This is a genomic window from Vibrio rotiferianus CAIM 577 = LMG 21460 (assembly GCF_002741985.1).
GTDB lineage: Bacteria > Pseudomonadota > Gammaproteobacteria > Enterobacterales > Vibrionaceae > Vibrio > Vibrio rotiferianus.
Genome location: NZ_APHW01000014.1, coordinates 61,598 through 88,467, shown reverse-complemented (window position 1 = coordinate 88,467; position 26,870 = coordinate 61,598). Strand labels below are relative to the sequence as shown.

25 protein-coding genes and 2 pseudogenes are annotated in these 26,870 nt (G+C 44.0%); 9 read left to right on the top strand and 18 right to left on the bottom strand.

The window, feature by feature from the left end; genetic code table 11:
- Positions 1-747: 747 nt before the first annotated feature.
- The 5 genes from B853_RS06690 to B853_RS06645 form a co-directional block, all read right to left on the bottom strand.
- Positions 748-1,353, bottom strand: a complete 606-nt coding sequence (locus tag B853_RS06690) for a hypothetical protein (protein WP_038887001.1) — start codon at positions 1,351-1,353, stop codon at positions 748-750.
- A gap of 151 nt (positions 1,354-1,504) precedes the next feature.
- Complete coding sequence (locus tag B853_RS06680) at positions 1,505-1,963, bottom strand: GNAT family N-acetyltransferase (protein ID WP_038887000.1); 459 nt, start codon at positions 1,961-1,963, stop codon at positions 1,505-1,507.
- Between the two features lie 138 nt (positions 1,964-2,101).
- On the bottom strand, positions 2,102-2,446 hold the full coding sequence (locus B853_RS06670; protein WP_050569003.1) for an immunity protein Imm33 domain-containing protein: 345 nt from the start codon (positions 2,444-2,446) through the stop codon (positions 2,102-2,104).
- A gap of 742 nt (positions 2,447-3,188) precedes the next feature.
- Positions 3,189-4,091, bottom strand: a complete 903-nt coding sequence (locus B853_RS06655; RefSeq protein WP_038886998.1) for a hypothetical protein — start codon at positions 4,089-4,091, stop codon at positions 3,189-3,191.
- Positions 4,092-4,241: 150 nt separating this feature from the next.
- On the bottom strand, positions 4,242-4,652 hold the full coding sequence (locus B853_RS06645; protein ID WP_038887009.1) for a hydrolase: 411 nt from the start codon (positions 4,650-4,652) through the stop codon (positions 4,242-4,244).
- 235 nt (positions 4,653-4,887) lie between these two features.
- On the opposite strand from B853_RS06645, the gene B853_RS06640 reads away from it, so the two are divergent.
- Positions 4,888-5,850 carry an integron integrase gene (locus tag B853_RS06640; RefSeq protein WP_038886996.1) on the top strand — a complete coding sequence of 321 codons (963 nt, stop codon included), beginning with the start codon at positions 4,888-4,890 and terminating at the stop codon, positions 5,848-5,850.
- Positions 5,851-5,908: 58 nt separating this feature from the next.
- Here B853_RS06640 and B853_RS06635 read toward each other — a convergent pair whose 3' ends face one another.
- The 8 genes from B853_RS06635 to B853_RS06600 form a co-directional block, all read right to left on the bottom strand.
- Positions 5,909-6,382 carry a DUF2947 domain-containing protein gene (locus tag B853_RS06635; RefSeq protein WP_038886994.1) on the bottom strand — a complete coding sequence of 158 codons (474 nt, stop codon included), beginning with the start codon at positions 6,380-6,382 and terminating at the stop codon, positions 5,909-5,911.
- Positions 6,383-6,395: 13 nt separating this feature from the next.
- A complete protein-coding gene (locus B853_RS06630; protein WP_038886992.1) occupies positions 6,396-6,983 on the bottom strand; it encodes an HD domain-containing protein in 588 nt (195 codons plus the stop codon).
- Positions 6,984-6,986: 3 nt separating this feature from the next.
- Positions 6,987-7,568, bottom strand: a complete 582-nt coding sequence (gene rimJ / locus B853_RS06625; protein WP_038886990.1) for a ribosomal protein S5-alanine N-acetyltransferase — start codon at positions 7,566-7,568, stop codon at positions 6,987-6,989.
- Between the two features lie 65 nt (positions 7,569-7,633).
- Complete coding sequence (gene tyrR / locus B853_RS06620) at positions 7,634-9,178, bottom strand: transcriptional regulator TyrR (RefSeq protein ID WP_010448791.1); 1,545 nt, start codon at positions 9,176-9,178, stop codon at positions 7,634-7,636.
- 100 nt (positions 9,179-9,278) lie between these two features.
- Positions 9,279-10,319 (bottom strand): YcjF family protein, encoded by a 1,041-nt coding sequence (locus tag B853_RS06615; RefSeq protein ID WP_038886989.1) that lies wholly within the window; start codon positions 10,317-10,319, stop codon positions 9,279-9,281.
- The gene (locus tag B853_RS06610; protein WP_038886987.1) at positions 10,316-11,692 is read right to left on the bottom strand and encodes a YcjX family GTP-binding protein; all 1,377 of its coding nucleotides are present in this window, start codon (positions 11,690-11,692) and stop codon (positions 10,316-10,318) included. Before B853_RS06610 ends, B853_RS06615 begins: the two co-directional genes overlap by 4 nt.
- A gap of 156 nt (positions 11,693-11,848) precedes the next feature.
- Entirely contained in the window at positions 11,849-12,034 is a 186-nt protein-coding gene (locus tag B853_RS06605) for a hypothetical protein (protein WP_010448784.1), read from the bottom strand.
- Between the two features lie 175 nt (positions 12,035-12,209).
- Positions 12,210-13,727, bottom strand: a complete 1,518-nt coding sequence (locus B853_RS06600; RefSeq protein WP_010448782.1) for a fumarate hydratase — start codon at positions 13,725-13,727, stop codon at positions 12,210-12,212.
- A gap of 300 nt (positions 13,728-14,027) precedes the next feature.
- Here B853_RS06600 and pabB point away from each other — a divergent pair.
- Positions 14,028-15,400: pseudogene (gene pabB / locus B853_RS06595) on the top strand (aminodeoxychorismate synthase component I).
- Between the two features lie 84 nt (positions 15,401-15,484).
- On the opposite strand, the gene B853_RS06590 reads toward pabB, so the two are convergent.
- Together B853_RS06590 and B853_RS06585 are read right to left on the bottom strand one after the other, a co-directional pair.
- Positions 15,485-17,188, bottom strand: coding sequence for an ATP-binding protein (locus tag B853_RS06590; protein ID WP_038886983.1), 1,704 nt, complete (start codon positions 17,186-17,188; stop codon positions 15,485-15,487).
- A 6-nt stretch (positions 17,189-17,194) separates the two neighbouring features.
- On the bottom strand, positions 17,195-17,734 hold the full coding sequence (locus B853_RS06585) for a heme NO-binding domain-containing protein (RefSeq protein WP_010448775.1): 540 nt from the start codon (positions 17,732-17,734) through the stop codon (positions 17,195-17,197).
- A gap of 123 nt (positions 17,735-17,857) precedes the next feature.
- Between B853_RS06585 and B853_RS06580 the strand changes: the two genes are divergently transcribed.
- The 5 genes and pseudogenes from B853_RS06580 (at position 17,858) to B853_RS06560 (ending at position 24,023) form a co-directional block, all read left to right on the top strand.
- The gene (locus B853_RS06580) at positions 17,858-18,457 is read left to right on the top strand and encodes a CoA pyrophosphatase (protein ID WP_038886981.1); all 600 of its coding nucleotides are present in this window, start codon (positions 17,858-17,860) and stop codon (positions 18,455-18,457) included.
- Positions 18,458-18,803: 346 nt separating this feature from the next.
- Positions 18,804-20,057 (top strand): aromatic amino acid transport family protein, encoded by a 1,254-nt coding sequence (locus tag B853_RS06575; protein WP_038886980.1) that lies wholly within the window; start codon positions 18,804-18,806, stop codon positions 20,055-20,057.
- 96 nt (positions 20,058-20,153) lie between these two features.
- Positions 20,154-21,515 carry an L-serine ammonia-lyase gene (locus B853_RS06570; protein WP_010448769.1) on the top strand — a complete coding sequence of 454 codons (1,362 nt, stop codon included), beginning with the start codon at positions 20,154-20,156 and terminating at the stop codon, positions 21,513-21,515.
- Between the two features lie 218 nt (positions 21,516-21,733).
- Positions 21,734-23,449: pseudogene (gene tpdA / locus B853_RS06565) on the top strand (cyclic di-GMP phosphodiesterase TpdA).
- A gap of 106 nt (positions 23,450-23,555) precedes the next feature.
- On the top strand, positions 23,556-24,023 hold the full coding sequence (locus B853_RS06560; RefSeq protein WP_038886978.1) for a GNAT family N-acetyltransferase: 468 nt from the start codon (positions 23,556-23,558) through the stop codon (positions 24,021-24,023).
- Between the two features lie 46 nt (positions 24,024-24,069).
- Here the strand turns inward: B853_RS06560 and B853_RS25935 are convergent, their stop codons facing one another.
- Positions 24,070-24,207, bottom strand: a complete 138-nt coding sequence (locus B853_RS25935) for a hypothetical protein (RefSeq protein WP_167381312.1) — start codon at positions 24,205-24,207, stop codon at positions 24,070-24,072.
- A 230-nt stretch (positions 24,208-24,437) separates the two neighbouring features.
- Between B853_RS25935 and B853_RS06555 the strand changes: the two genes are divergently transcribed.
- Entirely contained in the window at positions 24,438-24,974 is a 537-nt protein-coding gene (locus B853_RS06555) for a hypothetical protein (protein ID WP_249027404.1), read from the top strand.
- Positions 24,868-25,227 carry a response regulator transcription factor gene (locus tag B853_RS26800; RefSeq protein WP_310648720.1) on the top strand — a complete coding sequence of 120 codons (360 nt, stop codon included), beginning with the start codon at positions 24,868-24,870 and terminating at the stop codon, positions 25,225-25,227. The genes B853_RS06555 and B853_RS26800 overlap by 107 nt, the downstream gene beginning before the upstream one ends.
- A gap of 52 nt (positions 25,228-25,279) precedes the next feature.
- Here B853_RS26800 and B853_RS06550 read toward each other — a convergent pair whose 3' ends face one another.
- Both B853_RS06550 and B853_RS06545 read right to left on the bottom strand, forming a co-directional pair.
- Positions 25,280-25,633, bottom strand: coding sequence for a DMT family transporter (locus B853_RS06550; protein ID WP_010448758.1), 354 nt, complete (start codon positions 25,631-25,633; stop codon positions 25,280-25,282).
- A gap of 412 nt (positions 25,634-26,045) precedes the next feature.
- Positions 26,046-26,708 (bottom strand): hypothetical protein, encoded by a 663-nt coding sequence (locus B853_RS06545; RefSeq protein ID WP_128826830.1) that lies wholly within the window; start codon positions 26,706-26,708, stop codon positions 26,046-26,048.
- Between the last annotated feature and the right edge of the window lie 162 nt (positions 26,709-26,870).

Genomic DNA, 26,870 nt, shown 5'->3' with positions numbered 1-26,870 from the left:
TAGATCTAACTTAGTAAAGTGTCTACTAAACGTGGGGTACTCGGAGCCATAACGCCGCATTAAGTGGTGAACAACGCGACCACCCAACCTTAAACCTTGCCACATTTAGCACTAAAGCTGACCCAAACTGAAATTGCCAAGCGTTGAGAATCCGTCTTAAATGCTTTGTTATGTTTTAACACAAACGACTGATTTATTTGGCAAAGAACTACAATGTAGACCTAGATTTCTGAACCAAATCACAAGCTCGAACACACTTGACCACCAGATGCGCCAAGCCAGAAACGAGTAAGCCCACTTCCCTGACAATGAGGCAACTCGATCAAGCCTCAACAAGCGCCCTTTCTTTGCAACAACAGCGCAGAACAATGGCGATTTGCCGACTCAACTGCCAAGGTTATTGGCTGATTGAGAAATACGCCCAAAGCGACTTTGAGCCAGAGAAACAAGACGAACAAACCACCTAAAACTCGAATGAAGCAACCCGCGAACCTTGGCATGTTTTACGGGTTAAGTGATTTAAGAATGGAACGACAATCGTGATTTGCTGAGTCTACTCCCAACGAATGGCTAAAGGGGAAAAGAACGACTCAAAGGCATTTAAGCCATTGAAATCCGATTAACACATAACGCCCAATTAAGGGGTGAACAACGCCTCCACCCAAACCTAAAACATTGTGCCATAAACACTAAACTTGAAGTAGAAGCAAAAATGCCGAGCGTTGTGAATCCCTCTTAAATTGTTTGTTAGCTGAATTTTTCAAGGGGTTCTAGTAACTTATAGGACTCACCTAATAATTTAGCGCGTTCATCAATGTCTGATACAAGATTTAAGAGCATGTGGATTTCAATGTAACGTGTCCGCGCTTTTATAAAAGCCTCTGAATTATAGCAACGGGAAATCCATTCAAACTCTTGCTCTGATATGCTTTCTAGAACCCTATCTGGTACATACTCACAGTGCTCAACCATTTGAAAGTTAGATGTATACCACATATCAAAAGGCTCTACTTTTTCATTTAGTAGCCATGGCAATAAGTACACATTTGAAAGCATGGTTTCAGCTAATTCGTAAGAAGCTTGATCAATATTGCCTATACGATACGTTAGTATAGAACGACACAGCATCTGAATAGGCTCTCCCATATCATCAGGAAACTGTGAATCATGCCACCTTACATATTCTTCTGCTTTCTTTAGATCATTTAGAACAAGCAACAACGGAAACATTAAGTATCTCTTGCCATAACCATCAGAGATATAGCCATAATCTCTCAGTTCACGGTTAAACGCCGATTTGTAGCTAGAGATCTTCGCCCGTATTTTCTTATCAGTATCTGGAATTACAAACATAATCAAAGTTGCCTCTATTCAGCTAACGCCCTGTTAAGGGGTGAGCAACGCAATACCGAAGTCACCGCAAACCACCTTAATCACTAAAATCAACGCATAGTGAAAATGCCACGCGTTGCGAATCCCTCTTGAACAGTTTGTTATGTGCGTGCTAACTGAGGTACTTTTGCCAATGTTGCTGACCTTTCAAAACTACTCTGTAATCTTTGTAGTCCAATGAACTGTAGAGCTTTTTAGCTGCAACATTATCATCACCGACTTCTAGTGTGATTTTGAGGTAATCATTATCACGACAATATTGTTCGATACCATTCAATTGCGCCTTGCCAACACCTTTACCACGAAAGCTGTCCGACACCATAAAATCATGGATATTCATCACTCTTTGCGCACGATAAGTTGAGAATGATTCAAAGCAAACCGCAAAGCCAGCAGGCTTATTGTCGACAAAACTGATAAACCCGTGGAAATAAGGCAACGTAAATAGCCGAGCAATTACTGAGAGATCTAGTTCAACTGAGAATCCAGATAGATACTCTTTGAACAGAGTCTCCAATATACTTTTGTCCTCAATGCTTTCTGTTTCGATACGCCTGATTGTGATTTCCATATTCATTTCCACCAAAGCACATAACGCCTTGTTAAGGGGTGAGCAACGCAATACCAAAGCCGCCGCATACCACCTTAATCACTAAAACCAACGCATAGTAAAAATGCCACGCGTTGCGAATCCCTCTTGAACAATTTGTTATGCGTTTCCTTCCAACAAGCTGCTGTCATACCAGATATCTTCGTAGCCATTGTTATCTATTAGGAAGCGGTAGCCAGGAGGCAAACCAAGATAAGCTTGCACTTGAGGTAGGTATTTAACTATATGCTCAACATGTAGCGGGTCAAAGAAGTCTGAGTTTGAAGATAACTCTTCACCGCACCAGATATACCCGCCATTAGTACCATTTTCGGGAGCGACTCTCATACCATTAATAGGAACCTGACTTAAGGTAGAGAGTGCAATTCCTAGTTTGCTACCGGCTTCCGGATGTTCCTTTGCTAAATCTTTAAACTGATTATCCAACTCTTCCTCCTGAAGCATAACGCCCTGTTAAGGTGTGAGCAACGCAATACCTAAGCCGCCGCATACCACCTTAATCACTAAAACCAACGCATAGTAAAAATGCCACGCGTTGCGAATCACTCTTGAACAGTTTGTTAGTCGCGAGGCACCGAGCGACAATTTTAAGCCAAACTAAACTTTGCGAACAACAAACTTTATGTGTTTTGATGCACTTAAGTCAGGCGTAGTCTCAAAGCGGCTATTCAATGAAACCACTTGGAACAGCCAACGCCGCAGAAAACGGACTGGCAACACCAAAAAAGCGCTTTTGGAAAACCAATCTCACAGTGCGGACTTTCAACAAAGTCACTGAAACTACGTGGAACTTACCACACCAGAGAAAACGTCCTTTCAGCAAGTAAATAAGCTTTTAAACCAACAAACTCACCGAGCAGATTTGCAACCAAAAACAGATTTTCGATTACCCCGCTCTATCACCACCAAAGAACGAAACAACCGCTTGGAAAATAGTAATGCATTGATTTAGAACCGATGAAACTGAGCTTTGACCGTCGAAGATGGAACTATGAATCAAACAACCAGTAGCCAAGTTTTGAGCTTAGAAACATGATTTTGACTGCTAGCTTTTTCTGGCGACTAACGCCCAATTAAGGTGTGAAGCACGCGACCACGACACTTAATTTGACCACCGTAAACACATTACTCAACCCAAACCAAAAATGCCAAGCGTGCTGAATCACTCTTAAATTGTTTGTTATGTTTAAATTTCCACTACTTGCTGTGTGTGAGTTACTAGTGTCCTGATTTCATTACCCAAGTATGTAGGAGTGACACGATCATTCGGGTCTGGAATACTAAACTTACCCAAAACCATCACACTTTGATTCAAAGTAAAGCTGTTATTTGGTAAACCTTTAGCTAGCTTCAACGTAGTGTATATGTGTCTACCCAACCCCGTAGTCTTAGGACTGCACTCTATAAAGCGAAAGCCACCCAGCTTTTGATTCGGTAACCCAACAACATTTATTTTGACCACTACTGCTGCCTGAACTATCCCCTCTCGATGTAGACGGGATTTTAAGCTACCTAGATGGTTAGTCGAGTAAAAGAACTCTGTCCACTTTACTACCTTACCACCGATTATGAGCTTAATTTTAGCTCTGTCTTGTGGGTTAAGACGTCCATGGTTATATATTTCTAATAGGCTATTCATCGTACGGACATAGGTAGACCTGCGCCCTCGGTTTCGATACTTCCGCTCAGTCGTATCATTCGGCGGAAATTGTTGAAAGGTGCCTGACTTGTCTTTTAACTTTTTTCTTTCCTCTGCATCCATAACATGGACACGAAACAAAAAGTCGCCTTTAGCAAGAGCATCCTTAACTTCATGGTCAGATTCTCCAGCTACTATGGTTGCTCTGCCAGAAGACTTGTAACTGCAATATTCACTATGATCGAAGCCTTTTTCTAATCGGTAAAAAGCAGGAATGAACTGCTGTTTACCATAGCTTTCGCGCTTATATCCATTTACGTGCTCCAAAAAGGCTTCACAGTTTTTATCTGGACACGTAAGAGGATGGGCTATTGGAAAAGCCCCATAAGAGTCCGCATTCACTCGAACTCCATTGCTATCATAAGCAAAAGTTATCTTTATACCGCTCAAATTTGCCTCTTAAACATAACGCCCTGTTAAGGGGTGAGCAACGCAATACCGAAGTCACCGCATTCCACCTTAAACACTAAAACCAACGCATTGTGAAAATGCCACGCGTTGCGAATCCCTCTTGAACAGTTTGTTATGTGCGTGCTTACGTTATGCACCAAACTGCTTAACACGCTTGGCACCAATAAAAAACCGATACTTACTTTGTTGAAGTAAGTCTAAATGGCGCTCAAACTTGGGTAAGCCATTGGATAAAGACAGATGGTAGACGAGTCCATTACCGACGTACACTCCAACATGCGCTCCGTATGAGTCAGTAGAATCGTTGTACATCATGATATCTAGCGGCTTAAACTCAGTGACCACCTCACTAAACTCTGAGTCATCCCACAGTTCACTAGAACGGTAGTTAGGTGGATTTAGACCGAAGTCTCTGAGCAGATTATAAGCAAAGACCTGACAGTTAGCGCCAAGCGTTAAGTCTGAATCATCTTTACAACCTGGTATGCGGGATGAAACGTATCTTACATTTTTGAATCTGTCGGGAATATCCATGTCCATTTTCTCCCAAAGCACATAACGCTTTCTATACGGCCTGTCGCCGTCTTTCAGGCACGCTACCGCCTTCTTTCATTCCAAAAGAAAGTATGCATGCTAGCACTTATCTTTATGAAACAAATAGAAAATCAGTATGAATCTGTGTGCTCACACACGCAATTAGACAGCGTAGTGGCGCCTAATTCTTAATGAGGAGCTAAGTTAACAAAACTGTATAAATAACCAGTTAAATTAGGAAATGAAAAGTCAGTTTTTACTCAGCGTCAAAGAACATATGATCTCGCGTCACTATGCAAAGAAGACCATTGAAACCTACCTATTTTGGATAAAACGTTACATTGTCTTCCACCAGCTAGCTCACCCCTCTAAACTTTCTGAAGACGATGTTGAACGTTTTCTTAGTCACCTCGCTATTGATGAAAAAGTAGCGGTCAAAACGCAGGCACTTGCGTTAAACGCCATCTCTTTTTTGTATCGAGAGTACTTCCAGATGCCACTTTCATTGAATATGAGGTTTCAAAAATCACTCACTGAGAAAAAACTGCCCGTTGTCTTAACAAGAGACGAAGTGCGACGCTTTGTTCAGCATATTGACCCCAAATACAAGCTCCATATCCAACTTTTGTATGGATCTGGCCTGAGAATCATGGAGTGCTTACGGCTAAGAATTCAAGATATTGATTACGACTACGGTGCGCTTAGAGTCTGGCAAGGAAAAGGTGGTAAGAATAGAACGGTCACATTAGCCAAAGAGTTACACGACCCACTAAAAGCGCAGGTCAATCTAGCGAGAGATTATTATCAGAAAGACCGTCATATGGGTGGGTATGCCGGTGTTTATATCTCCGATGGGTTACGAAAGAAGTACCTCGGCGCAGAATTGGATTTTAATTGGCACTTTCTCTTCCCATCAACCAAATTAAGCATAGATACAGATACCGGTGAATTTAGACGGCATCATGTCAATGAAAGCGCAATACAAAGGGCTGTAAAACGAGCGGCAAAAGATGCGGGAATAGAAAAGTCGGTGACTTGCCATACCCTTAGGCACAGCTTTGCTACCCACCTTCTTGAGTCAGGTGCCGACATACGAACCGTCCAAGAGCAACTTGGACATACCGATGTGAAAACGACTCAGATCTACACCCACGTGATCGAACGTGGCGCAGGAGGAGTGTTAAGTCCCTTATCAAACCTATAGAGACACAAAAGCCACCGAGTTATTAGACATAACTCGGTGGCTTCAGCAATATAATGTCCTAGTGACGCTCGCCCAATTTGACGTTGCCTTTGGAATCAAACCAAAGCGCTTGAGCACGGCGGCGGCCGAGCAAGATCGGACCATCATCATAAAACAGGAAGTTCTTCCAATATTTTTTGAACGTTGACCACTTCGTCTCTATTACGTTGTATTTCTCATAACAGAAGTACACCGTGACATCATCTTGCCAATCGATAAACGCCGCGATTTCTTCTGGTAACTCAGGTTCATCGGCTTCCCAAGCGGTCATCCAATCGACTTCTTCTGACCAATTAGAATCTTTCATTGGCCAATCGGACGAGCTCAAACGATCCATATCGGGACTTTGTGCACTAATGTTCTCTTTCCAGAACTGCGCGGCGCGAGCTTGACTCATCGGCTTGATAAACTCGAGGTCCTCTTCAGGCACTGGCATTGACTGGTGAGTAAAAATCCATTTTCTTTGGTATTCATCCAAAGGCAAATAAGACATTCAGTCTCCTTTCTTACGACTTCAGCCAACCTTTCTCGGTGGCTTCTTCAATCAGTTCTTTAGCTTTGTCCCATAGGGTGACAGAGCCAAATTCAATTCTTTTATTGATGGTTAACGCTTGCTCGCGCGTGACACCATGTTCTTTCCAACTTTGACCATCGTTGTGGCAGTTGAGCAGCATCGGGATAAGGCGATCTAACGCTTTAGCGTATTTCGCATCATCACTTTGTACAGCTTCAAACTCTTTCCACAGGGCGAACAGTTCATCACCTTGATCACTTGGTAACATTCCAAACAAACGCTCTGCTGCTTTCAGTTCTTTCTCTTCTTGCTCTTTTGAGGCTGCGACATCATAAACAAAGGTATCGCCTGCGTCGATCTCTACGACATCATGGATAAGCAACATTTTCATCACTCGAGCAATATCGACTGGTGCATTCGCATGTTCCTGCATTAATACCGCCATCAATGCAACGTGCCAACTGTGCTCACCGCTATTCTCTAAGCGTCGGTCGGCACTCTTTATCCGAGTACGACGAAGTACACTTTTTAGCTGATCCAGTTCAATGAGAAGTGCTAGTTGCTTTTCCAATCTTTCCATTTATCATGCCTCTGCTGTCCAGTTTGGGTTGGTCAACGATGTCAGTACGTGATCTTGCCATTGACCATTGATCAACAAATAGTCCTTTGCGTACCCTTCTCTCTCAAAACCGACATGCTGTAACACCGCTTCGCTGCGCTTGTTATGCGGCATGTAGCCAGCTTGAATACGGTGTAACTTTTGCACGTCGAACATGTAATCACAGGCCATTTTAAGCGCGCGGCACATATAACCATTGCCCTGTGCGTCTTCCGCAAGGGAATAGCCTACGTTACAGGCGTATAGCGGAAAGCGAGTCAAATTGCTAAAAGAGAGCGTACCAAGCATTTTACCAGATTCTGCATGAACAAGCAGACAATAGTAACCAAGCCCCAGCCGATGCAGTTCATTCAGCTTAATGAGCTTTTGAAGCCAACCATTCACGGAGTAGAATGCTTCTTCACGTCGCGGCTCAAATGGTGCCAAATACTCTCGGTTAGTCTGAAAATACGCCGCAATCATATCGGCATCGCCAATTTCTGCAGTACGCAGAAGCAAGTCGCCGTCCAACTTGTGAACGGCGATAGAGGAGCTTTTATCTTCCATTATGAATGACAACTTCCATTTGATTTCGGATGAGTTTTGCGGATAGCCCGTTTTTTACGAATATCCTAGCTTTTACGAATACCATAATCTCGAAGTTTGTTCGCGATAGAGGTGTGCGAAACGTTCAATCGCTTGGCGAGCTTACGGCTTGATGGGAACGATTGGTACAGACGCTCTAAGATCTGCGACTCATAGTCACGCATTATCTCATCAAGCGAGCCATCAAGGTTCAGTGTCGTACTCGTGCCACCCATTGCTTGTGGTTGTGGCAGATTAAAGTTTTCTGCTTTTAGGACGTGCCCATCCATTTCAGTCAATGCGCGCAGAACCATGTTATCGAGCTGTCGCATGTTGCCCGGCCATTGGTAATTAGCTAACGCATCTACCAACTCCTCATCCAGCTCTGGCTTATCGATACCAAGTTGTTGAGCGTGTTTCGTTACAAACAAGTCGAGTAGCGGTGCCACATCATTCGAGCGCTTGCGTAGAGGTGGAATGTTCAATGTTAGGACATTCAGACGATAGTATAAATCTTCACGGAACTTGCCAGCTTCAGCAAGCTCAGCCAAGTTGTGTTTAGTCGAAGCAATAATACGAACATCAACGTGCATTTCGTCTTCTGCGCCCACACGACGGAAGTTACCGTCCTGTAAGAAACGTAGAAGTTTGATTTGCAGATGCGAGCTCATTTCACCGATTTCATCGAGGAAAACCGTACCGCCGTTTGCTTGTTCAAAAATGCCTTTATGACCTTGCTCATGATTAAACGAGCCTGGCGCGTGGCCAAAGAGTTCAGTTTCAGCCACATCATCAGGCATCGATGCACAGCTCAAGACGAGAAACGGTTTGCTCGCACGGCCAGAACGGCTGTGACACGCTTTTGCTAACATCTCTTTACCAGTGCCGGTTTCACCTTCAATCAATAGAGGTTGATCGAGAACTGACAGTTTTTTCGCTTGGTTTATCAATGCCCTATGACGGTTAGACAAACCAACAAAGTGCTCGAACCCTAATTGATTGTGTAACGGCAGTGTCTCTTCGATTTGTGAGCCTTGCTGGCTTGAACGAATTGTCATCAGTGTACTGGCTAATGTCGAGTTCTGCGCTTCGTCTTTAATGTAAACGGGCATCAACTCAAGGATGTAGTCTAAGCCGTCGATCACCAAACTTTCACGAGTACGCGCGTTAACACCTTCAGACCAACGAGAAAAACGCACGCTTGGTAGCAATGTGCCAATTTGCGTACCGATCACATCTTGTTTGTGCTGACCAAGTAATGATAGTGCTGCCATATTTGCCATATCGACAGCGCCTTTAAGGTCAATCGCAAATACAGGATCTGGAAGGTTATCTACCAATGATAGTAGCTCTGTATTGTGGCGCTCCATTGGCATAAATTGAATCTTTCTAACGTCTTTGACGCCGGAAATACGACGAATTTCAGCCATCAGCTCACTAAAAGTATCAAAATCAATATCCGGGCAGTTTAAGTAGATGATGCCACTAATATCGATTTCGATACCACGCAAATCGATGCTTTTAGATGCTAAAATATCGAGCAGTTCTCGGGTAAGACCGAGCCTATCTTCACATAAGACTTCAAGACGCACTGAAAAAATCCCAATTCACAACTGTCAGGAAAAGTTGACAGTAGTTTCTCCTAAGCTTGGTATGCCGTCAAGCAATCCTCTATGCTAAAGGTGACATTGCTTACGGTTTGACCGTGATTGATGCAACTTTCGCCACCACTTCCTTACGAATCGCCCCTAATTTGACTTGACGCTCTGGATACCAAGGCAAAGGTCGAAGCAGTGCCATGGATTTCAGGCCAAGACGGGCTGTCAAAATCCCCACACCAAGCCCCTGCCCCGCACGCGCTGAGATCTTCCCTGCTAGATCCATAGACATCAGGTCCATACTGGCATCTATTGCAAGCTCACTAGCACCAGCCGCAGCCATGTTCACAAACACCGCACGGAGCAGTTTGATGCGAGAAGCGTAGCCAAGTTCAACGCCGTACACCTTAGAAAGGTTGTCGATCATTTTGAAATTGCGCCACGCTACCAGCAGCATATCAGCAGCAGCCAATGGACTCACCGCCACTAAAGCCGCAGACTCAGTTGCGTGCTGAGAAACAATTTTGGTTGCGAGCTTGTCTTGCTGGCTAACGACCATGGAGTCGTACATCTCTAGAATTTCAGCATCGCTGTGAGCGGGATTCACACTGTTCTGCCAACGGTCAAAACCTGGGTTCTCTGCCAGTACACCACTTTGCTCCGCGACTTTTTCACAGAACGCTTTACCCTTGCCAACGCTTTGGCTATCGATAAGCGCTTCACTTTCTTCTTGCACACTAAAGTGATTACGCAGTTTGCGCAGCTTCCATAACTCTTTGCCTAACGCGCCTAAACCAAAAGAAGCGATGGTAGTGGTAAAGCCCGCCCAACCAAGCGCAAGCCAATCGGCAGTTTGTACTGCGGTAATAACAGAATCGACCGCTTGCCAACCAACTAAACCGGCAAAGGTGGCAAAGAGACCCGTTGTCAGCCATTTGCGGCCAGATTTAGGGCGAATGACTTGTTCGAGCTGCAACTCTTGCTCGGTTTCTTCCTGTTGCTCCTCGATCGCCACGGGAACGAAGGTTTCTTTTTCTGAAAACGTCTTTTGAGCCGTCAACTCAGGTGAAACTCTCTCTTCATCACTGTGCATCGCTCTTTCTGAGAAGACCTGTTTTTGTTTTAGCTCGCTCATTTCAATTTGTCTCCCAATAGGTATTCCAATGCTTTATCGAGTCGAATATGTTTCATCGGCTCGTCGGTTTCTGAAGGCATTGGACGGAAAGAAGTAAAATCAAAGCCACTGTTTTGCCAATATGCCGCATTAGGTAACTTCTTCGGCACTTCTCCGGGGAACATCGTCATTGGATCGCCATCTAGTGTTGTACCTTGCAAAGCTGGCACGGTCTTATCACCAGAAGCAATAAAGCCTGAGGTCGTCGCTTGAATCGAGGCAATACTCATGCAGCTCATTTCAATGTTCTCATACGAAGCGGTTTGCCAAGCCGGATGTACCATCTGTTGCAGCAATGAAACCAAGTGGGGATGTTGATCCGGGGTCACGTGGTCCGCTTTCGTCGCGGCAAACAGTACTCTGTCGATTTTTGGCGAAAACAAACGGCGCAAAAAGCTGCTGCGCCCATATCGGAAGCTGTGCATGATCTGCTCAAGCGCTTGGCGCATATCGTAAAAGGCTTCATCACCCGCATTGAGTGGCTGTAAGCAATCCACCAGCACAATCTGTCGATCAAACGTTGCAAAGTGATGCTTGTAAAATGCCTTTACGACCTTTTGCTGATACTCGTGATAACGCGCTTCTAGCATCGCTAAGTTGCTACCTTTGGCTGGCTTCGTATCTGCGTCAAATCGACATGGGAAGAACTGCAATACTGGCGCACCTTCAAGCTCACCAGGCAGAACGAAACGACCAGGTTGAACCCAATGTAAGCCGCTTTCTTTGCATGCATGCAAATAGTCGGTGTAAGTTTTTGCGACTTTCTCAAGCTGCTTTTCATTCAGATCTGCATTCAAATCTAACGCTTCAAGTTCAGTCAACCAACTAGCGGCAAGTTCACTGCGCTGCCCTTTCAAGGCCTCAAACTGAGTCTGAGACCAAGTCGCAAAGTTCATATCAAGTAAAGGTAGGTCCAATAGCCATTCGCCCGGATAGTCGATGATATCGACGTTCAGTACGGCAGTTTTACTCAACAGCTTTTTAGTGGCTTTGTTTGGCTTATATTTTAGCGCTAAGCGAATTTCACTGACATCACGCGTAGGCACTGGCCACTGAGGTGGCATAGCATGAATTTGGCTCATCGCATCGTCGTAGGCAAAACGTGGCACCATCATGTTAGTTTGCGGCTCACGTTTGGCGCCAATTAAGCGTTTGTCACGGGCGGCATTAAGTAGCGGCAAATTGTCGTGAGTGGCGGTATGCAATAATTGATTAACCAGAGAAGTAATAAAAGCCGTCTTACCGGCACGCGATAGCCCCGTTACGGCGATGCGGACGTTTGCGTCCATACCACGGTTGATAAAGTCATTAACTTCTTGCGTTATTCTTTTCATACTTTTTATTTATCTCATCAATTCTTGCTACGCAGTGTAATTTTACCAACCTTAATCAAAGATGAACAAAGTATTCACTGCAATATATGATCCCTAAAAACGCAAAAGCCTCTGAGAATTTCAGAGGCTTGGAGGTTCTAACTGCGGTTGGAAATTCTAATCATCTTCAATCAATTTGTAGATAACAAACAAAGCAATTTCCAGCATTAACCACAATACGCAAGTGATGGTGACGTATTTTTCATCAAAGATACTGATGCCATGAAGAATCAAGTCGTAGCCAACAAAGCCGCCCACCACTACTGCAAGAATGATCTGTAGAATTTGTATAAAACGAGGCATGCTTTCTCCTAATCATAGTCCGCACAACAATGTAATTTGCTATGCCTATAAGTTTATATCTGATTATATAGACAAAAAGTGCAGGTTTCGCTGCACTTTTGTCAAATGTTTGCTAGTTAAATCAGCACTTTGTCACATTCTCTGAAGTGAGACGCGTGATGAGTGCCCACAGCAATTACGCTTCCATCTCTTGGATTTTCACTTTCCAAGTATCTGGACCAATTTGGTGAGCGTTCGCGCCATTTGAATCCACTGCGACCGTCACTGGCATGTCTTCGACTTCAAACTCGTAAATCGCTTCCATACCAAGATCCTCAAACGCAACCACGCGTGCTTTCTTGATCGCTTTCGCTACTAGGTAAGCCGCACCGCCGACTGCCATGAGGTAAACCGCTTTGTGGTTTTTGATCGATTCAACCGTTGCAGGGCCACGCTCTGCTTTACCGATCATGCCCATGATGCCGGTTTCTTCTAACATCATGTCCGTGAACTTATCCATACGTGTTGATGTGGTAGGGCCTGCTGGACCCACAACCTCATCACCAACCGCATCAACTGGGCCAACGTAGTAGATGAACTTACCTTTTAGATCGACACCTTCAGGTAGGCCCTCGCCCGCTTCTAGCATGCCTTGAATGCGTTTATGCGCAGCATCACGGCCAGTAAGAATTTTGCCCGACAGCAGAACCGTTTCACCGGTTTTCCACTCTTGAACTTCTTCTTTGGTCACGGTATCTAAGTTCACGCGACGTGTGTTCTCGCCCGCTTCCCAAGTGATATCTGGCCAATCTTCTAGCTTCGGTGGCGTTAGCTCAGCAGGACCGTTGCCATCTAGCGTGAAATGCACGTGACGAGTCGCTGCGCAGTTCGGGATTAAGCACACTGGTTTAGAAGCTGCATGCGTTGGTGCAGTTTTGATTTTTACGTCAACAACTGTTGTTAAACCACCCAAACCTTGAGCACCAATACCCAGCTTGTTTACACGGTTGAAGATGTCAAGACGAAGCTCTTCTTCAGCATTTTGAGGACCACGATCAATCAGTTCCTGAATGTCGATGTGCTCCATCAGAGATTCTTTTGCTAATACCGCAGCTTTTTCAGCGGTACCGCCGATACCAATACCAAGCATGCCCGGTGGACACCAACCTGCACCCATCGCTGGCAGCGTTTTCTCTACCCATTCAGCAATGTCGTCAGACGGGTTTAGCATCACCATCTTGGTTTTGTTTTCAGAGCCGCCGCCTTTCGCCGCAATTTGAATTTCAACTTTATCGCCTGGCACCATATTGATGTGTACGACCGCTGGCGTGTTGTCTTTAGTATTGATTCGCTTGCCAGCAGGGTCCATTAGAACCGAGGCACGCAATGGGTTGTCCGGATTTGTGTAAGCCTGTCGAACGCCCTCATCCACCATCTGTTGAACTGTCATGTCCGTCGAGTCCCATTGAACACCCATACCGATGTTCACGAAACAAGTTACGATGCCAGTATCCTGACAAATCGGTCGATGACCTTCTGCCGACATACGGGAGTTAATTAGGATCTGAGCGATGGCGTCTTTTGCCGCTTGGCTCTCCTCGCGGTGGTAGGCTTTTTCAAGGGCCTGAACAAAGTCTAGCGGGTGGTAGTAAGAAATATACTGTAGCGCATCAGCAACGCTGCTGATGACATCCTGCGTGCGTATTACCGTCATTGCATGCCTCATTATTGTTATGCTTTGCTTCCATTATTGGCTTGGCTTCTATCGTGTTTGTTGAGCTTATTGCTCTTAAATGAGCTTTGTTTTTATAAACGTTTATTTTTAAACCATGTTTTATAAACAATTGTCGAATGGCTGATATCGACACACGAGTAATTGAAGTCGCCTTCTCATATAGTAAAACCACCTCCAAGCCTTTGTATAGAGGTAGTTTGGCTATACAGGCGTTTATGATACTCTTGCTGCCCATGACATGCCATGCAGTGAACGAACTCTTTGTCACAATTTAAACAAATGAACAACATGGATACGCAATTGCTTGATTTTAAGGCATTGGATTACGCCAACGACCTAGCTACCTCCCTATTTTCTCGTATTGAAAGCCAACCTTGGGCCATGCTTTTGCGCTCGGCTTCCAATACACATATCGACAGCCGATTTGATGTTCTGGTTGCCAATCCAATCGCAACACTAGAGACCGTTGCCGACGATACGCACATTAAAACAGAGTCGCGACAATACGTGTCTAAAGAAGATCCGTTCTCGCTACTGGATGAACTTCAACAGCAGCTTTTACCAAACCTTGATTTGGAAGCAAACTTGGAGCTGCCATTTGTCGGTGGTGCGCTCGGCTATTTCAGTTACGATTTAGGGCGCCGTGTTGAATCTATGCCAGAACTGGCGACCAAAGACCTTCAAACGCCAGACATGGCGGTTGGGCTGTATGAATGGGCATTAGTGATCGATCACAAGTTGAAGAAAGCGTGCATGGTAGGCCAAAACATTGAGCAAGCGTGGCAATGGCTTAATTCACAATCTCCAGCTGATGTTGAAGACTTCAAGCTGATTGGAGATTGGCAATCAAACATGACGCCAGACTCTTACGCTTCACGTTTTGATCGCGTTCAAGAATACCTATTAAGCGGCGACTGTTATCAAATCAACTTGGCTCAACGTTTTAACGCTTCGTACCAAGGGAGTGAGTGGCAAGCTTACACCAAGTTAGAAGCGGCTAACCAAGCTCCTTTTTCTGCGTTCATTCGTATGCCTCATTCGGCAATTGTGAGCGTGTCACCAGAGCGTTTTTTAGAGCTGAAAGACAACGTCATTGAAACCAAGCCAATCAAAGGTACTCGCCCTCGTAGCCAAGACAACAAGCTAGACCAAGCCAACGCACACGACTTACAGACGGCGGAAAAAGATCAAGCCGAGAATCTGATGATCGTCGATTTGCTGCGTAACGATATTGGCCGTGTTGCTTCACCGGGTAGTGTTCACGTGCCTAAGCTGTTTGATATCGAGAGCTTCCCAGCAGTGCATCACTTAGTAAGCACTATTCGAGCGAACTTAGATACGCAGTACAACGCAGCAGACTTGCTTCGAGCTTGCTTCCCCGGGGGGGGTCCATTACTGGTGCGCCAAAAGTTCGAGCGATGCAAATTATTGAAGAGCTAGAACCGCACCGCCGTAGCGCTTACTGCGGTAGTATTGGCTACATTTCACGCCATGGCAGAATGGACACCAGTATTACGATTCGTACGTTAGTTGCGGAAGATAACAAGCTCTACGCTTGGGCAGGCGGAGGTGTCGTTGCAGACAGTGACTGTGCAGCAGAGTATCAAGAGACGCTGGATAAACTGTCGAAGATCTTACCGGCACTGAAGTAACTTTCAACGCTACACAGTCCTAAGAAAAGCGGCTCTGTTGTTATAACAGAGCCGTTTTTACTTGTAGCAATTATTCGTGACTCGTCATTCTTCTAACCATTTACACATAACCTGCTCAATATCAGCGGCGGTGTAAGGCTTAGTAAGAATGTCGTTCATTCCTGACTTGATACACTTTTGCCTTTCTTCTAACGTCGTACCAGCAGTGAGTGCGATAATTGGCTTTTTATAACCACGCTGTCTCAAGAACATTGTCGCTTCATACCCATCCATTTCGGGCATTCTACAATCCATAAAGATCAACTCGTAGTCCTTTTCATCGACCGCAGCAAGAGCTTCCATTCCGTTGTTTCTTAAATCAGGAACAACGTCTAATTTTTTAAGCATCTGCGTGACAATGACCTGATTCATTCGGATATCATCGACGACGAGAACGTTCCTGTTCGCAAGACGAATCCCCTTCTTAGTGCTGACCCCACCAACGGACATGAGTGTTTGCTCTTTCCCTAGCGCTAAAGGGATAGATACTTTGAATATCGTTCCTTGCTTTTCTTTACTGACAAAACTAATTTCTCCGTCCATTAATTCCACTAAGTTCTTGGTGATTGCCAAACCCAGCCCAGAACCTTCAAAATTACGTTTACTCGAACGATCAACTTGCACAAACGGATCGAATAACGTCGCCTGAGCGTCTAGTGGGATACCAATACCAGTATCTTCAACATCAAAGCAAAGGTGTCCATCTAGCCACTCTACCCTTAGGACTACTCCGCCCAATTTGGTAAATTTAATGGCGTTTCCAACCAGATTTACCAGTATCTGCGTTATCCTCTCAGCATCCCCATTGAGATAGTTAGGTATGCCTAGCTTCTTATCAATTGAGAAATGAATGCGCTTTTCCGCCGCTTTCGCTGCGAAGACTCCCATTAATGAACTTTCCAGTTCTGGCCACGCAAAATCTTTGCGGATAATTTCCATCATCCCCGCATTCATCTTGCTGAAATCAAGCAGATCATTAATGATGACTCTCAGCAGCTCACCTGATTGCATCAAGTTCGTGAGGTATTGGTGTTGTTCCGTTTCTAACTCGGTTCGGCCTAGCAACTCAGCACTACCTAACACGCCATTGAGTGGTGTCCTTAGCTCATGGTTGATCATCGCCACAAACTCTTTTGTTGCACGTTCAGACTCTTCTGCTCGTTTACGAGAAGCAATTTCTCGCTCCATACTAAGGTGACGGCTGATCACGCCATGCACAAGGTCAGACACCAAAGCCATCTGTTTACTGATAAATGCCTTATCCATCTGCTCTAGAGCAATATCAAAAACAAGTTCACCAAGAACCTGGTTATGCAGAGTAACTGGTAAATTGAGAAACTCTCCATTCCACACTGGGTGTGTTGGTTTCACTGTATTGGCCAATAAAGTCAAATGCCCAAATTGATGTCGTTTGAGAGATGAAAAATGCACGTCATCCAAAATCAAAAAAGCGCCTCTAACGACTGAGCTCGCAGTCAGTTGCTCTAGAAAACTTGCCACAAGCGTTTCATCAAAAACACTCGATAAGAATGAACGTCCGAACTTAATAAGAGTCGCATCGATCTGCTCTTCGAACTCAAACTTGCACAGATCCTTTTCTGATTTCATTTCAAGCTTCTTCAACGCAATACTAAGTCGCTGATTAGATTCATAGAGTTCGAGACTCTTTTGTTCCAACAACTGCTCAGCCGCTTTGCGTGAGGCGATCTCTCTTTTTAGCTTTCGTTCTATTGGAGAGTGGTTTGTCATGAACTGTTATACTACCTCTAGCCAAAAACGAACTTGGCTTCCATCTGCCGATTGATTCTGATGACGTACATTCACAGACTGACCGAAATGACTCGCGCACCCTTTAACCAAACCGACACAAACATGAGCCATACAACGGGCGCTTCGATAATCAAAAACCATCTCTGTTTCCGTTTCACTAATAAAGTCAAATTGCGGCGGGCTGGCTTCTGGGTAGAGTTTTTTTACTTCAACATGAATAAAATCCTCAACATGGCGCACGAACTGAAAAGTTGTTTGGCATTGCTGCAAGCTTGCATGGTTAGGAATGGAAGCGAGCAGGTTTTGGAACACACATTCACCAAAAACTTCCTGCAACTGCTCCGGAGGAATATTAGATATTTTGCTTAAACTGACAATCAGCTTAACTAGATCACGATGATCATAGCTACCAACTGCGGTGTAGATGCCTTCGTCGTTAGAAAGTTCGAGAACCTGGTCTAATGTTTCTAGACCAAACTTGTCTTCAACTAACTCCATGAACTCAGTGAAAATAATCCCTTTCATCTTCTTCTACTAACCTTATAGTGAGGCTTTAAAATAAAGAATGGTGTATAACGTTATAACTTTCAAATAAATGTGTTGGTAACAACGCTTTGCTCATAGAGTGCCGAAAATAGGGATTGAACTTTGGTCATCAACAAATCAACGCTTTTACAAAACTTTCAACTACAGCTTCCAACCGGATACCATAAAGAGTCTCTGGTTCGTTTAGCGCATTTAAAAAATGCGGAGTTACGTGAAGCGGCAGTATTGATCGGCTTTGTAGAAAGAGAGCAAGGCTTACAGGTTATTTTTACTAAGCGTGCAATGCATTTGCGCCACCATCCTGGGCAAATTAGTTTCCCTGGTGGTAAGTATGAACCTGAAGATGGCCAATTAGTAAACACCGCGTTGAGGGAAGTCGAAGAGGAGATCGGAATCGAATCGTCTCATATTAGGGTGTTTGGACAGCTCCCTACACTACCAACCATTAGCCAATTTAATGTCACACCATTTTTGGCTTTCGTTTCACCTGAATACACGACGCGAATCGATCCCAATGAAGTGGCCGAAGTATTTGAAGTGCCAGCTAACCACATTTTGAATCCTAGCAAGCTATTCAGCAATCAGTTCAAATTAAAAAACACCAGCCATCGCGTATTTGCCATTCCTTTTCAACAACATTTCATTTGGGGCATGACTGCACAGATCATCGAATCGATGCAAAAACACATCACTTCAAATTGATTGCTCTATCAATTAATTTCGCAGCATGACGTCAATCATCATGTGCATCAATATTAATAAAAAGTTATTTATCAAACATCACTTCACATTAGTTTAATTTAATTTTCATAAAGCAAACGCTTGCGCAAAGATAAATTCATACAACTAATGCATCGGATAACTTTTTCTAATCACACTCATTAGCAATAATCACGTGTAGCACGCCATTTTCGTGATAAAAAGCAGGTTTTTGACATATCATTCAATAAGCTCGAGCAATACATGATTTAGATCTAATTTTCCTAGTGCAAAATCTTGCAAAATTGCTCCCGACTTATTTCCTGTTCCCAAAATGAGTAACTCAAAAATGAATACAACTACTTCTGCGGTTTCAACCGCACAATCGTCTAGTAAGTTTTCTTACAAAGACTTCACCTGGTGTTTGTCTCTATTCGGCACAGCAGTAGGTGCTGGTGTACTATTCCTTCCAATTAAAGCGGGTGCTGGCGGTTTCTGGCCATTAGTTATCCTTGCTCTAATCGCAGCACCAATGACTTGGTTCGCACACAAATCTCTAGCTCGTTTCGTACTTTCTGCGAAAAACCCTGAAGCTGATATCACTGACACAGTAGAAGAGCACTTCGGTAAGACTGGCGCAAACCTTATTACTTTTGCATACTTCTTCGCTATCTACCCAATCGTACTTATCTACGGTGTTGGTATCACAAACACGGTTGACTCTTTCCTAGTTAACCAAATGGGTATGGAATCTATCCCTCGCTGGCTACTTTCTGGCGCGTTAATCGCTGCTATGACAGCAGGCGTAGTGTTCGGTAAAGAGCTAATGCTGAAAGCAACATCAGCGATGGTCTACCCTCTAGTATTCATCCTACTAGCACTGTCTTTCTACCTAATTCCTGATTGGAATACATCAATGATGGAAGTGTCTCCAAACTGGGGCGAAATGCCTTCAATCGTTTGGCTAGCAATTCCAATCATCGTATTTTCATTCAACCACAGCCCAATCATCTCTCAGTTCTCTAAAGAACAACGTCGTGTATACGGTGATGACGCAGTTAAGAAAACTGACGCGATCACTGGCGGTGCAGCGATGATGCTTATGGGCTTTGTAATGTTCTTCGTATTCTCTGTAGTACTTTCTCTATCTCCAGAGCAACTAGCAACTGCGCAAGAACAAAACATCTCAGTATTGTCTTACCTAGCTAACGTTCACGAGTCTCCACTTATCTCTTACATGGGTCCTCTAGTGGCGTTCGCAGCAATCACTTCTAGCTACTTCGGTCATTTCCTAGGCGCACACGAAGGTCTAGTTGGTCTAATCAAATCTCGCTCTGAATCACCTAAGAGCAAGATTGAAAAAGCATCACTAATCTTCATCGTTGTGACTACTTGGATCGTTGCTATCGTTAACCCAAGCATCCTAGGTATGATTGAAACGATGGGTGCTCCAATGATTGCAGCTATCCTATTCTTGATGCCTGTATTCGCTATGAACAAAGTTCCTGCAATGGCGAAGTACAAAACTTCAGCACCTGTACAGATTTTCACAGCAATCTGTGGTCTTGCAGCAATTAGTTCTGTAATCTACGGCGCTCTTTAATCACCGCTCTCTATAAAGCGTGATTAATTCAAGAATATAACGATAATAAAAAGCCTCCCAACTCCCCTTGGGAGGCTTTGTTCTGAGGTAATCGATATGATTAGTGTTTTTGATATCTATAAAATCGGTGTTGGTCCTTCAAGCTCACATACTGTAGGTCCAATGAAAGCGGGTAAAGAGTTTATTGATGATCTCCGTGCAATGGGAAAGCTGCGCGACATCACTAAAATCACCGTTGACGTTTATGGTTCACTATCACTGACAGGGAAAGGTCACCACACGGATATCGCAATCATCATGGGTCTTGCTGGCAACTCCCCTGAGAAAGTAGATATCGACTCTATTCCGGGCTTTATCGCTCGCGTAGAAGAAACTGAACGCCTTCCTGTTGGCATGCACTGTCACACAGTATCGTTCCCGAAAGATGGTGGTATGAACTTCCATACTACTAACCTTGAGCTTCACGAAAACGGCATGCAGATCCACGCGTGGATCGAAGACGAAAAAGTGTACTCAAAGACTTACTACTCTATCGGCGGCGGTTTCATCGTTGATGAAGAGAACTTCGGTAAAGAAGTAGAGAACCCAATCAAGGTTCCTTACGAATACACAACAGCAGAAGAGCTTGTTCACCAGTGTAAAGAAAGCGGTCTTTCTATTAGCGCATTGGTAATGAAGAACGAACACTCTCTGCACTCTGATGAAGAGACTCGTACATACTTCGCAAACATCTGGCGCACAATGCGCGAGTGTATGGATCGTGGTATGAACGAAGAAGGTATTCTGCCTGGTCCACTACGTGTACCTCGTCGTGCAGCAGCACTTCGTCAGCAACTGCTTACTTCTGAAAAAACAACGAACGATCCAATGTCGGTTGTTGATTGGGTAAACATGTTCGCTTTCGCAGTAAACGAAGAGAACGCAGCAGGTGGCCGTGTTGTGACAGCACCAACTAACGGTGCGTGTGGCATCATCCCTGCGGTACTGGCTTACTACGATAAGTTCATCCAAACCGTAACTGAAAAAGATTACATCCGTTACTTCGCGGCTTCTGGCGCAATCGGTGGTCTTTACAAGCGAAACGCGTCTATCTCTGGTGCAGAGGTTGGCTGTCAGGGTGAAGTTGGCGTAGCGTGTTCTATGGCGGCAGCGGGCCTTGCTGAGCTTATGGGTGGTAGCCCTGAGCAAGTATGTATGGCGGCGGAAATCGCAATGGAGCACAACCTAGGCCTAACGTGTGACCCAGTTGCAGGTCAGGTACAGGTTCCATGTATCGAGCGTAACGGTATCGCGGCAGTAAAAGCGATCAACTCGACTCGTATGGCACTACGTCGCTCTTCAGCTCCGACAGTTTCTCTAGATAAGGTTATCGAGACCATGCTAGAGACTGGTAAGGACATGAACGCGAAATACCGTGAGACATCTCAAGGTGGTCTAGCAGTTAAAGTTATCTGCTAATCCCCCTCTTCTCTCTGAATTGAAAAGCCCGAGCATTGCTCGGGCTTTTTTCATTCCTATATCCACCTAGGAAAAATTCCCTCTAGATTGAGCTTTATAAAAAAATCTAAAATGTCCACTATATCCAGAAATTTAGGATATGCCCGTAGAACATCACATACCTTCCAATTCAATATTGATACCGTATTCAAAACATTACATTTGGAGCGCTTTAACACATGATTAGGTTTGAACTAGGAAACCAAATCTGCGTTTGCTTGTCCGACAAACAACTTTCACTTGAGCTCAACAATTCCACCCACTCTTCTATTCCTATCAGTAGAATTGAATATTTACTTTTGAGCACCATCGCGGCTTTTGGGAACTTAAATGCACCGATTAGTCAGAGGAATATCGAAAAGAAGTTATTAGCGCAGTATCAGCTGGTACTGCCTGAAAATGGATTTAAAAACTCAATCGCCTCACTTAGAAAGAAATTCAGACACCTCACGCAGAACCATGTTTCTATGCAGTAATCACTCATCGAAAATATTCACCGCAAGGGGTATTTTGTTCCCTTCCACAATCAACACGCACAAAAGGACGGCTTACGTCAGCAAGAGAGTATCGACAAGCGAACTGCTCATAGTATTAGGACTTTTATAGAGATTTGTTTAAGAAATCGACTGCTCTACTTGAACATTTTGTTCTTTCTTGTACTCACTGGGTTGCTTTATCTTGCGATCTGTTTTTATGCGATAAGCAACATCGTAAGACAGAATTATTTCGATAGCGCGTCATCATTAGCTCAAGACATTGCACTTAAAAGCTGTTTTGAAAATGAAGACCGCTTGAAAGGTTTTTTCGACAATGTAAGGTTGGTTGAATCAGCGTTGTTGACTGACCGACATAATATCCGCTGTCTTATCACACCTGAGGCTGTGGTCCCGGTAAACAACAACGACATAACCAAGTGGTTAGATAATGACAGTTATACAACCCACACATTCGAGCTTGCTGGCGCCACGGCAATGGTGCGAGTCAAAAACATCAACATTACAAATAACATAGAAAATCACATGTCACGGATGTTCCTATCAGGAATGAAAGTATGCACAAACACGGGGCCTGCTTTGGAGATCGGCGATACAAAAGGTCAGTCGTTTCTTTACAACGTCAATGGCAGTGGCTATAGAGAAGTCTATTACGTCACTGGCCCTGTGAGTAGTATTCTGGCGCTGAGCTTACTTCTTATCGTGTTGGTTAATCACAAGCTACTACGTTCACTTCTGACTTATATGTGGGCCATCCGTCACTTCAAATTAAAGCTTGAGCCCATTTACAACACGGCCAATAAAGTGAACATTCACTATGAGGTACTTTCGCGCTTTCAAGTGAAAAACACCCAAAAGTTCATTGAGAGTCTTATTAGTAATGGGCTTTTGCTCACTCATACAATGCTACTAATTCGGCTTATTTACGGCTCATCTAGGTCGCTAATCGCGCCACTTAGTATCAATGTATGCCCTTCATTGCTTGAAGGGCGCAACTTTCTCAAGCTCTATCGCCAACTCAGTAAGTTGGACTGTTCGCTCCTAACGATAGAGATTACAGAAAACGCGTCCATGTACTACACCGAAGAGATATATTCGAACGTCAACAAGCTGAAAGGCCTGGGTTGCAAAGTCAGCATTGATGACTTCGGCACTGGTAACAACAATGTTGAGCTTATTGGTAATATCACACCCAACTACCTAAAGATCGATAGATTGTTCGTTATGGATCTCAAACAGGATGATAAAAAGTCAGAAATGCTTCGTCAGCTAATCGCCATGGGACGTACCTACCATTGCACTGTTATCGTTGAGGGTGTGGAAAGTGCCGAGTGCGCTCATCTACTTACTACTCTTGGTGCCTATATCCATCAAGGCTACTATTACCCGCTCCTGCGTTGACAGGGGCTTTTTCTTCAAACCTTCATGAGCGTAATTGCGCTTTTATCGCATCCCTCACTATAATAGCGGTATGCTGTGTACCACCTCTGAATAGATCCAGATAGATATGATCGCGATTAAACCGGCAAAGTTGAAAGATTTTGCGAGCTTGATGCAATTGGAAGTGCATGACGATCAAAAAGGATTTCTTAAACCGTTTGAGCAAGCTTACCAAAACCGAAGTAAGTCAGAAGTGTTTTATACCATATTCCAAGACAGCTTGGCGGTAGGCTACTTAGTTATAGATAAGGCATTTGCTCAGTATGCACCGTTTGCAAAACGGCATGAACTTAAGCTGAGCTACATGGTAATTGGCAAGCAGTTTCAACAGAAAGGCGTTGGGAAAGCGACGCTTCAAAAGTTGATGGTTTATGGTTACGCCATCGATGCGGAGAGTAATTCTATTTGTGCAACCGTTTCCTGTTCAAACAAAGTGGGGATTACACTTTTTGAATCGGCTGGTTTTGAGAACACCCAAAAAACGATTTACGAACCTGATGGGAAAGCCGTCATCATGAGGCATCCGCTTAGTTGATGTTATAAAGGGCAGTGTCAAAAGACTCAACTGCCCTAATCCATTTTTATACTGAAAGAACTTCAGCCTGCCATCCGTAACCAAGATACTCTTTCGCTAAACTTTGAGCCACAAACATGGATACTACAACTTCTGTCCATTGGTCACTCATTCCGATTCGGTAGCGAAGTTTCATCATTTTCATAAATTTTACATCTTGTTGTTTACGCACAGACACCCGAGTTATCAACTAAAACACCATAAACAATCGAAGTCATTGTTTTGGTTATGGTGCAATCAGAATGCTAACCTTGGGTGTAATTAGTTATTCCATAGTTTTCGAAATAACACCGCACACATTCTGCAAAATGATATGATTAGAATGTAGAGTAAAAATACTGCATTTATAAAAATCAGTGAGGCTAATTAATTTTTATGGAAAGCGAGATACATACATCGATAATCGTTGATAGCTTTGAGGCACTCGCAACAAAGCAAACCATGCTACTTGCCAACACCCAAGCCCAAAATTGTGAAGAAACCCTTAAGCAATGTATTCTTGAGGCGATGGATTGGTTCAACATTGATCGAACAACGATGTTCCCCAACTCAATGTTATTTTTTAGTCATGGCAAAACAATAAGTGTTGCTCGTCCCCCTCATCAAATCTTAACCGCAAAGCAGGTATCTCCGGTAGATGGAGAAAAGTACCTTCGCTTGATTGGCAACTCATCTAAGACACAACTGTTTTCAACGAAAGAGATGGAGTCAAGCGACGTCACAGTGCTGAGAATGATCGCCGCGCAAGGCGGTAGCCATCACTATACCATTCCATTGGTTCAATTCGGACAGCGTTGGGGGGGGCATGTCTTTTACGCTCTTCAACAACCAAAGAGCAGCGTTAAGCGAGAAAGAACTCAACGAGTATACTTACCTTTCACATATGTGGCTGTCGTTTTGGCAGCACTCTAAGTTACATCGAACCTTATATAAGACCGATGTATCGACACATAATGAAAATACAAAGATGCTACGCCTAAGCCAGAGGCAGTATGATGTGTTAGCACTGCTAACGACAGGGAAGTCAGCCAAGGAATGTGCCAAAGAGCTGAATTTAAGCCCAAGAACCATCGAGTCACACAAGTATCGGCTATTAGACCTGTTAGAACTCGATTCACACGCGGAGCTCGTGCAATTTGCCTTGAGAAACGGGGTTGAATACTGATGCAACACAGAAGTTGAGCAATCAAGGTAGGCACTTGCCTACCTTTGTCACTCTAATGTGCTGCTGTTTTAGACACCAAATTAACGATCAATACGCCAATTATAATGAAGCCAATACCTATTAGAGCAGCGAGATCGAGTTTCTGGCCGTACAAGACGTAACCAACCCCAGCGACCAATACTATGCCCGCCCCACTCCATATCGCGTATACAACACCAACTGGCATTGTTTTTACCGTCACCGACAAAAGGAAAAAAGCAATAGCATAGCCAACCAGTACAATCGAACTCGGCAACCATTTCGTGAACTGTTCGGTTTTAGGGATATAGGATGTTGCTATGACTTCACAAACAATAGCAATACTTAACGCGACCAATGGCGGTAAAGAAACTAAAAGCTTGAACATATACTCAAGTAACCTCGAGATGCTTAGTTCAGCGAGAATGACTTGGTTTGAAGGCGAGGCAACAATTTAAATATCTAGTGGTTCTAAATCGAAAATTGTTAACGAAGCATACGAACCAAGGCAACTCGCCCTTCGGGAGCGTGTCACTGAAGCAATTTCTTCGTCAAACAACTTGGAAAGAGCGAGCTATTCCACTTCGTTGCTTTCCTTGAACTTGAATCAGTGACAACGCTCTGAACCCTGCATCTTGAAGTCACTTGAGTATAATTACCACGCAAGAAGATTAACTCAAGCGCGGCATTATAGAGATTCTTTACCGCTTATCTAGCCTAGTTTTAGAAAAGCAATTTTACGTACTAGCAATAATCAAGGGAATCATGGGGCATCTTCCGAACTCATCGATTTAAATTGGCTAGAGTTCACTTTCGTTTATATTAAGAATGCAGATGTCGTTCGATTGCGTTCGTTTCAAGTCAACGTAAGTGATGTCTTTTATTCCTAATTTCTTGAGGCTATCGATATTATAGCTCCAGCCCTTCATGTCTGAGTTGCACCCTTGGCTTTGCCATTTTTCTTGATTATTCAGATACCCAAACTGACTGATTTTTGGGTTAACCGAAATCATAGAATAAAAGGTCTTCTCATGGTTTTTAAGTAGCTGCAGTGCGCGATTCCAACGCTCCATTGCTTCTTTATCATTTGTTAACTTAAAAGAAGCATACTCAAGATGATCAACCCATAGTACTGATGCCCCACCAGTAATTAGTACTGACGATGCCGCAGGGAGAACATAGTTTGCGCATTCAGCTTGACAGTCACCACTGATGATAAGGTGTACATTGCTAGTATGCATCCAGCGCCCTAGCTCCATCGCAGCTTGATGCTCCCCTCCCTTGCTATCTACCATTATCGTTGAAATCGGCTCTTTCGATTGCTTTATTAACGTCTGAGCAAACTGAACCGTCTGTGGTGTTATTTCCTCATAAAAATACAAAGTACGACCTTTAACAGAAATATCTTTACCGAAGTCACACCCCATCAGTAGCAAAGGTAAACAAATCACTATGTAACGCACGTTAATTCCCCTTTCAGCCATAATGAGCTAATGCGTTGTCCTCTATCAATAGTAAGCAGGGAATTAACAGCCAACGTACCAAAGTGTTGTTTTCTTGACCAAAATCAACATATACCATTAATGGCATAACAAATTTCATCGCGTCTATGAGAGTACGATTAA

What these genes read in the sequence shown, in the direction of transcription:
- B853_RS25935 (WP_167381312.1), bottom strand. Translation starts at nt 24,207, where the DNA reads ATGAAAATGATGAAACTTCGCTACCGAATCGGAATGAGTGACCAATGG.
- B853_RS06690 (WP_038887001.1), bottom strand. Translation starts at nt 1,353, where the DNA reads ATGTTTGTAATTCCAGATACTGATAAGAAAATACGGGCGAAGATCTCT.
- B853_RS06575 (WP_038886980.1), top strand. Translation starts at nt 18,804, where the DNA reads ATGAATACAACTACTTCTGCGGTTTCAACCGCACAATCGTCTAGTAAG.
- rimJ (WP_038886990.1), bottom strand. Translation starts at nt 7,568, where the DNA reads ATGGAAGATAAAAGCTCCTCTATCGCCGTTCACAAGTTGGACGGCGAC.
- B853_RS06550 (WP_010448758.1), bottom strand. Translation starts at nt 25,633, where the DNA reads ATGTTCAAGCTTTTAGTTTCTTTACCGCCATTGGTCGCGTTAAGTATT.
- B853_RS06630 (WP_038886992.1), bottom strand. Translation starts at nt 6,983, where the DNA reads ATGGAAAGATTGGAAAAGCAACTAGCACTTCTCATTGAACTGGATCAG.
- B853_RS06570 (WP_010448769.1), top strand. Translation starts at nt 20,154, where the DNA reads ATGATTAGTGTTTTTGATATCTATAAAATCGGTGTTGGTCCTTCAAGC.
- B853_RS06680 (WP_038887000.1), bottom strand. Translation starts at nt 1,963, where the DNA reads ATGGAAATCACAATCAGGCGTATCGAAACAGAAAGCATTGAGGACAAA.
- B853_RS06615 (WP_038886989.1), bottom strand. Translation starts at nt 10,319, where the DNA reads ATGAGCGAGCTAAAACAAAAACAGGTCTTCTCAGAAAGAGCGATGCAC.
- B853_RS06610 (WP_038886987.1), bottom strand. Translation starts at nt 11,692, where the DNA reads ATGAAAAGAATAACGCAAGAAGTTAATGACTTTATCAACCGTGGTATG.
- B853_RS06605 (WP_010448784.1), bottom strand. Translation starts at nt 12,034, where the DNA reads ATGCCTCGTTTTATACAAATTCTACAGATCATTCTTGCAGTAGTGGTG.
- B853_RS06635 (WP_038886994.1), bottom strand. Translation starts at nt 6,382, where the DNA reads ATGTCTTATTTGCCTTTGGATGAATACCAAAGAAAATGGATTTTTACT.
- B853_RS06645 (WP_038887009.1), bottom strand. Translation starts at nt 4,652, where the DNA reads ATGGACATGGATATTCCCGACAGATTCAAAAATGTAAGATACGTTTCA.
- B853_RS06640 (WP_038886996.1), top strand. Translation starts at nt 4,888, where the DNA reads ATGAAAAGTCAGTTTTTACTCAGCGTCAAAGAACATATGATCTCGCGT.
- B853_RS06585 (WP_010448775.1), bottom strand. Translation starts at nt 17,734, where the DNA reads ATGAAAGGGATTATTTTCACTGAGTTCATGGAGTTAGTTGAAGACAAG.
- B853_RS06555 (WP_249027404.1), top strand. Translation starts at nt 24,438, where the DNA reads ATGGAAAGCGAGATACATACATCGATAATCGTTGATAGCTTTGAGGCA.
- B853_RS06560 (WP_038886978.1), top strand. Translation starts at nt 23,556, where the DNA reads ATGATCGCGATTAAACCGGCAAAGTTGAAAGATTTTGCGAGCTTGATG.
- B853_RS06590 (WP_038886983.1), bottom strand. Translation starts at nt 17,188, where the DNA reads ATGACAAACCACTCTCCAATAGAACGAAAGCTAAAAAGAGAGATCGCC.
- B853_RS06600 (WP_010448782.1), bottom strand. Translation starts at nt 13,727, where the DNA reads ATGACGGTAATACGCACGCAGGATGTCATCAGCAGCGTTGCTGATGCG.
- B853_RS26800 (WP_310648720.1), top strand. Translation starts at nt 24,868, where the DNA reads ATGTCTTTTACGCTCTTCAACAACCAAAGAGCAGCGTTAAGCGAGAAA.
- B853_RS06670 (WP_050569003.1), bottom strand. Translation starts at nt 2,446, where the DNA reads ATGCTTCAGGAGGAAGAGTTGGATAATCAGTTTAAAGATTTAGCAAAG.